This is a genomic window from Lishizhenia sp. (assembly GCF_057456495.1).
Map to the genome: position 1 here is coordinate 1 of NZ_JBVCPV010000170.1, position 6,593 is coordinate 6,593.

Sequence of the window (6,593 nt, forward strand, 5' to 3'; positions counted from 1 at the left end):
GAATAACAGAAGGTATTGAGTACTTTTTTGCCTTTACAATAGTTCGCTAATAACTTTCTATTGTTACGTTGATCGATAAAGAACCCTGTTTTTTGTCCAGAAATCCAATTGATAGAAAAGGGAATTCCGTTCTCCTTAGCGATATGTGGAACGGCAACATCTCCGAACAAATATTCATTTTCCACGTCTACTCGGTTGGGTAGCGTTTCTTTACATTTCGAATAAACAGCTTTTAAATCATCTCCCAAAGCTACTTTTAAAGCTTCTACGATATTTTCTGCCGATAAATACATCCCTACTGCGTGTGCCTGGAAAATTGCCACACCGTTGTAGTAGTCGATAATTAGTCCTGGAAGGTTGTCTCCTTCACCGTGTACCAATCTACAAATTTGGTTGTCTTCTGAAATTAAACCTTGCGTACGGCGCAGTTCTACGGCATTTTTAATACGCTGGTTCCAAAACTCTTGATTGATTTCAAGGTCTTCAAAACTTAATACACGCACAGCGATAGAACCCGGTTGAAAATGACCAATGGCCAAAAAGTTTTCGTAGGGATCTACACACCTTACCAATTCTCCGTCCTGGTATTCAGAAGTATCCGTTAATATGGCTCCTGAAAAAATCCATGGATGCTTTCGTTTAATGGCATCTAGTTTCGACTTGCGTATGGCGATATTTTTCATCTTTTCTTGCGTGTATGTGTTATGAGCCGACTAAAATAGAAATTGCCTTGCATCTGGCGCTGCTTTGCGCTTAAATCTTATGAAATAATCATCGTGAATTAAAAATATGTACAGTTATTTCTTTTCTTCCCTGTAATTAGAGGTAGAGAATGAAAGAAAGAAATTAACTTTGCTAGCACTAAGAGAAAATAATTAATTTAGAGATAAAATAGAAAGCATCCGTATGAAATTAAAGGCACATTTTTATTTGTTAAACATAGATTTTTCACCAGAATATGCAGAGGCACATCACAATGGAGATGAATCTGAAAACAATAGAAAGTATGAGTGGGAAGATGCATTAAGTTTAAAAAATGCAATAGCAAAACTTGATGTATTCGAAGGGGAGTATCCATTACAAGGAGAATTACCGAATGGTGAAGCCTTTAATGAAGCAGTGCCGAATATGACTTTATTCGAAGCCTTGGGAGAAGATGAAACCAGAACTTACTTTGCGGTTTCAAGCTCTATAATTGACCATTATACGATAGATGAAGAAGAGGATGCTAAAATCTTGAAAGTATACTTAAAGGATTACGAACCTTTGGCAAACCCTATACCGGGTGTGTATATTGCCTCGCAAGATTACCCTAAAAATTTGATCTTAGAATATGCTTAAAATTACCGATCTCTCATTTAGCTACCCCGACAATCCAGATACTTTTACTCGACTTAACATGAAGGTTGAGGAAGGTGAGGTTGCTGCAGTTGTAGGACCTTCAGGTTCTGGAAAATCTACTTTTTTACAATGTATAGGAGGTTTATTGCAGCCTAAGGAGGGGAAGATTAAAATAAACGGAGAAAAGGTACTCGGTCTTTTTGAACAATTAATTGCAGGGCATGATGAAATTGCTTTAGTGAATCAGGACTTTGCTTTAGATGACTATCATACTTCAGAAGAAAACATCCGAAATATCATATTAAATCTTCCCAAGCAACAACGCGATGAATTTGTACAAGAGTTGTTGGATTTATTAGACCTAAACTTGGTGGCCAAACAACAGGCTATCACATTATCAGGAGGGGAACGTCAGCGTTTATCATTGGCCAGAGCCTTGGCAAAAGAACCGAAGTTACTTTTGTTAGATGAACCTTTTTCTCACTTAGACATTCACTTGCGTCGTAAGGTTGGTCGCTACATTAAAAAGCTCTGTGAAATTCGTAAAATGAGTGTTATTTTAGTGACTCACGAAGGCGAAGAAGCATTGAGCTGGGCCGATACCCTTTACTTTTTCTACGATCATAAATTGAAAAAAAGGGGAGAGCCCATTACGGTTTATAATTCACCCAAAGATTACTTTGAAGCTTCTTTTTTTGGAGAATGTAATGTTGTTGAGGTGAAAGGAAAAAACTATTTCTTTAGGCCAAAAGCTTACAGTCTGGAAAAATCTGAAGAATTCAAAAATAAAATAGAAATAGCTTATCAATACGCTGATTTCAGAGGTGCTTATTTTGCAAATTACTTTCAGTGTGGAGAGGATGAAATTGTACTGTATTCTGAAAAAGATTTAAAAGAACTAAACACCTGTTATGTCTAAAGATCAAGTAAGGAAACTCAGTTGGAAAGAAATTTTCGAATTGAGTAAAACCAGTCTCAAAGAGTTTATTAATGCAGATAATTTTATGCATGGTGCTGCATTAGCTTACTACGCTATTTTTGCGCTGGTACCTATTGTTTACTTGGCTATTACCATTTTTGGAAGTGTAGTAGGAGAGGAAGTTATCTTGGAGATTATTAAAGATGTTCTTCAACAGAACATAGGAATCTCAGATGTAAGTGGAATCATGAATTTTGTTGAGGAGCTCAACATTGCCCAAGGAAATTTTGTGTTAAAAGTCGTGGGTATTGTAGTGTTGTTGTTTTCATCGACCGCATTGCTTAATGCCTTGCGTAATTCGATTAATAACTTCTTTGATATTACACCAAAAAAGAACATGAATTTCGTACTCCAAACCTTAATTTCTAGAGCTGTTAGTTTTGGAATATTGTCTTTGTTTGGGGTTTGTCTTATCGTTACTTATTTTACCCAAACCATTATTTTTTCTTTAACCGATCAGTTCATCGCATCGGGTAGTGGAATACGATCTGTATTTTATCTCATCGTAGAACATGGATCATTAATCTTGGTAAACGTTATTCTCTTTGCTTTCATTTTCAAATATCTACACGATGGTATTGTAAAATGGAAGTTAGCTTGGGGAGGGAGTTTGTTTACCTCTATACTACTTTATTTAGGTCACCTTTTGATTAAATTCTATTTGGTGAATTATTTTTTCGCTGCCAACGTAGGTTTCGCTGGCACGCTGATGGTAATTCTAACATGGATGTTTTATTCTTCTCAAATTATTTTCTTAGGTGCGAAATTCACTGCTGTTTATGCTAAAATGGTAGGTAAACCAATTGTTGCCAAATAATTAAGCGTTTCTCTGATGGGATTTTAATAGTTTATTTGTATCTTTGATTGAAATTCAGTCAATTATTCGCTAATAAACTCATCATGCATTTAGGTCAAAATCTTAAAATACTACGTAAACTTAAGAAACAATCACAAGAGGATATTTCTAAAAAGCTAGGTTTGACGCGCTCTACCTACAGTGGCTATGAGAACGGAGTGGCAGAGCCCGGTATTGAAACTTTGATTAATATTTCCAAGTACTTTCACATTCCACTTGACGATTTAATCAAAAAGGATTTTTCTAAAATGAATGAATCTGCTTTGAGCTCAGTGGAAAAAGGTTTGTACGCTGATGTTTCAGGGAAAAATTTGAGAGTATTAACTACAGTGTTGACTGCAGACAATGAAGAAATCATAGAAATGATTCCAGAAAAGGCTAGGGCTGGGTATACAACGGGGTATGCAGACCCAGATTACATAAAAGTGTTGCCTACGTTTTCTTTACCTTTTTTATCTAAAAATAGGAAATATAGGTCTTTCCCCATTCAGGGAGATAGCATGCCTCCTGTTGGACCAGGTTCATTTGTTGTGGCCGAGTTTATCCAAAACTGGGCTACTATAAAGTCAGGAACTCCATGTATCGTCGTAACCAAAGATGATGGAATTGTGTTTAAAATTGTAAACAATCATTTGGAAGAAAAACAATCTTACCAATTGTGTTCTACCAATTTAAATTATGACCCATATTACGTTCACGTGAATCAAATTGTGGAAATGTGGAAATTCGTGAACTACATATCTCCAGAATTACCAGATGTAAAATTAGAAGAAGGGGAGCTGTTGGCAACGATGAAACACTTACAGGCTGAAATACATGAATTGAAAAACACTTTAAAGCGATAGCATAAATTAAGCTGCTCAATTGGCGCCCTTCTGAGTAATGGCAAAGTAAGTTGAGAGCCAAACATTTGAATATAAAAAAGCCCCGAGTTTTCTCGGGGCTTTTTCATGCGTTGAATATTTTATTTTTTCTCTCTGTAATTAGCCATGGTGTATGCTAATCCAACTCCTATCACTTGTTTAAATTGAGTTCTAGGTCCAGAGTTTCCATTTTTATCTCTAATCGTAATGTCATCATCATATATTAAGTTCGCCTGAACTGAGGCTGAGAACCAAGAATTCACCTTAAAGGTTATAATTGCCTCTGCATTTACATCAATGTTTTGCGGGTTATTCATGTAGTTAGAGAATAGTTCAAGTCTTGACTTCAACTGTATATTTTCCATCAATTCTTTGTTGTAAAGAATTCTTGCATAAGATCCCAGTTCAAATCTAAACTGTTCTCCTGGTGTAATCAATAAACCATTGATATCAAATAAGCCCGGTTCTACACCAAATGCACCTGCATTGGCCAATCTTTGGTCGCGTACAAAGGTCATTTTAGAAGATACTGGCGAAACAAATACATTGAATTTATCATTGGGAGCATATTCAATCCCCAGTGATAGGTTCACGTATCCTGGAGCCATGAATGTAGAAGAGTATAAAGAGTCTGTTGCAGCAGTAAAACCGTTTAAGGTTTGTGTTTTAAAGCCTCCCAAAATCGTAATGTACCATGGGTCTTTTAAACCATAGCCAAAGTTGGTCTGGAAGTCGATAACGTCATCTGTTTTTTGCAGCATATCTCCCTCTACATCATCCAAATATTGAATTCCACCTAAGGCAAAATTTAAACGATTATCCCATTTGATCTTATCTTTTTTATAATTGGCTTGGAGATTGGCGAATCCTAACCCCGATAAGTTATTTCTACCGCCAGCAGCCCAATTTGTAAAAGATGATTGTGTCAAGTTCAGCCCAAATAAAGATTTTAATTTCCAATCTGGATTCAACGGTTTTTGAACAGTGTCATTTTCTGCACCAAATGCGCCTAGCGCAAATGCAAACACTGCTGTAAGTGTAAAAAGTTTATTCATAATCTTCGTTTTATCTTTCAAAAATGCCAATTTTTCTTCAACATTTGACATGCTATGCATAGTATTTATTAATAGAGGGTAGTGCATAAAGTGCCTCTTTGTCGATAACTTACGCGTATTTTACTTAGGGGTACCATTTAGTTTTATTATTTTCGCAAAAATCGAAATTAAAAAACATGAAAGAAGTATATATTGTTTCGGCGGTAAGAACGCCAATGGGAAGCTTCCTTGGAGCTTTATCTAGTGTTCCAGCAACACAATTAGGAGCAACAGCTATTAAAGGTGCTTTAGACAAAGGTGGTGTAGCCAAAGAATTGATTGATGAAGTATTTATGGGTAACGTATTACAAGCAAACTTAGGTCAGGCACCTGCACGTCAAGCGGCAATGGGAGCTGGTTTAGGTGAAAACGTTCCTTGTACTACAGTGAACAAAGTATGTTCTTCTGGAATGAAATCGGTTAGCCTTGCAGCGCAAAGTATTATTGCGGGTGACAACCACATCGTTGTTGCTGGTGGTATGGAGAACATGAGTTCAGTTCCTCACTACGTTCAAGGTAGATCTGCTACAAAATTAGGAGATATCAAAATGGTAGACGGAATGGTTAAAGACGGTTTAACAGACGTTTACAACAATACTCACATGGGGAACTGTGCAGAGAAATGTGCAGCTGAGCACAACTTCTCAAGAGAAGAGCAAGATGCTTTCGCAGTTGCTTCTTACGAAAAAGCGGCTAAAGCATGGTCAGAAGGTAAATTTGCTGACGAAATCGTTCCTGTAGAAGTTCCACAAAGAAGAGGTGACGCTATCATCGTTGCTGAAGATGAGGAATACAAGAACGTAAAAATGGATAAAATCGCTAGCTTGCGTCCAGCTTTCCAAAAAGACGGAACAGTAACTGCAGCTAACGCTTCTACATTAAATGACGGAGCTTCTTGTTTAATCTTAGCTTCTAAAGAGGCGGTTGAAAAGCACGGATTGAAGCCGATCGCAAAAATCGTTGCTTACGCAGATGCAGCACAAGAGCCAGAATGGTTTACAACTGCTCCAGCAAAAGCATTGCCTATCGCATTAGGAAAAGCAGGTTTATCTAACGATGATGTTGATTTCTGGGAATTAAACGAAGCTTTCTCTGTAGTAGGTTTAGCAAACACTAAAATCTTAGGAATTGATGCAAACAAGGTTGACGTGAACGGTGGTGCGGTTGCTTTAGGTCACCCACTTGGTTCTTCAGGATCTCGTATCTTGGTTACTTTGATCAATGTATTGAAACAAAACAATGGTAAAATTGGAGCTGCTGGTATCTGTAACGGTGGTGGTGGTGCTTCTGCAATGGTGATTGAAAATATCGCTTAAGAAGTAATTCAATAAAATATATTAAAGGGGAAGGAGCTTTAGGTTCTTTCCCTTTTTTTTGGGCATTTATTTTTTTGGCCTCCGTATACTACGGCCATAAAAATACCGCGTCATCCCCTCCAAGGCTTCGTTTTTCACCTACAA

General features: G+C 37.1%; 6 protein-coding genes and 1 pseudogene. 5 read left to right on the forward strand and 2 right to left on the reverse strand.

All coding sequences use genetic code 11. From position 1 onward, the window contains the following. A pseudogene (locus tag AC22ZQ_RS11470) lies at nucleotides 1-683 on the reverse strand (class I SAM-dependent methyltransferase); the annotation flags it as partial. A gap of 223 nt (nucleotides 684-906) precedes the next feature. Here AC22ZQ_RS11470 and AC22ZQ_RS11475 point away from each other — a divergent pair. The 4 genes from AC22ZQ_RS11475 (at nucleotide 907) to AC22ZQ_RS11490 (ending at nucleotide 4,021) form a co-directional block, all read left to right on the forward strand. Continuing rightward, nucleotides 907-1,341, forward strand: a complete 435-nt coding sequence (locus AC22ZQ_RS11475) for a hypothetical protein (protein ID WP_318958912.1) — start codon at nucleotides 907-909, stop codon at nucleotides 1,339-1,341. Continuing rightward, complete coding sequence (locus AC22ZQ_RS11480) at nucleotides 1,334-2,260, forward strand: ABC transporter ATP-binding protein (protein WP_318958913.1); 927 nt, start codon at nucleotides 1,334-1,336, stop codon at nucleotides 2,258-2,260. The genes AC22ZQ_RS11475 and AC22ZQ_RS11480 overlap by 8 nt, the downstream gene beginning before the upstream one ends. Next, the gene (locus AC22ZQ_RS11485; protein ID WP_318958914.1) at nucleotides 2,253-3,137 is read left to right on the forward strand and encodes a YihY/virulence factor BrkB family protein; all 885 of its coding nucleotides are present in this window, start codon (nucleotides 2,253-2,255) and stop codon (nucleotides 3,135-3,137) included. The genes AC22ZQ_RS11480 and AC22ZQ_RS11485 overlap by 8 nt, the downstream gene beginning before the upstream one ends. Nucleotides 3,138-3,220: 83 nt before the next feature. After that, a complete protein-coding gene (locus AC22ZQ_RS11490; protein WP_318958915.1) occupies nucleotides 3,221-4,021 on the forward strand; it encodes an XRE family transcriptional regulator in 801 nt (266 codons plus the stop codon). 119 nt (nucleotides 4,022-4,140) lie between these two features. Here the strand turns inward: AC22ZQ_RS11490 and AC22ZQ_RS11495 are convergent, their stop codons facing one another. Next, nucleotides 4,141-5,094 carry a DUF3078 domain-containing protein gene (locus AC22ZQ_RS11495; RefSeq protein WP_318958916.1) on the reverse strand — a complete coding sequence of 318 codons (954 nt, stop codon included), beginning with the start codon at nucleotides 5,092-5,094 and terminating at the stop codon, nucleotides 4,141-4,143. A 176-nt stretch (nucleotides 5,095-5,270) separates the two neighbouring features. Here AC22ZQ_RS11495 and AC22ZQ_RS11500 point away from each other — a divergent pair, with 176 nt between their 5' ends. Further along, on the forward strand, nucleotides 5,271-6,449 hold the full coding sequence (locus AC22ZQ_RS11500; protein ID WP_318958917.1) for an acetyl-CoA C-acyltransferase: 1,179 nt from the start codon (nucleotides 5,271-5,273) through the stop codon (nucleotides 6,447-6,449). The last annotated feature ends 144 nt before the right edge of the window (nucleotides 6,450-6,593 follow it).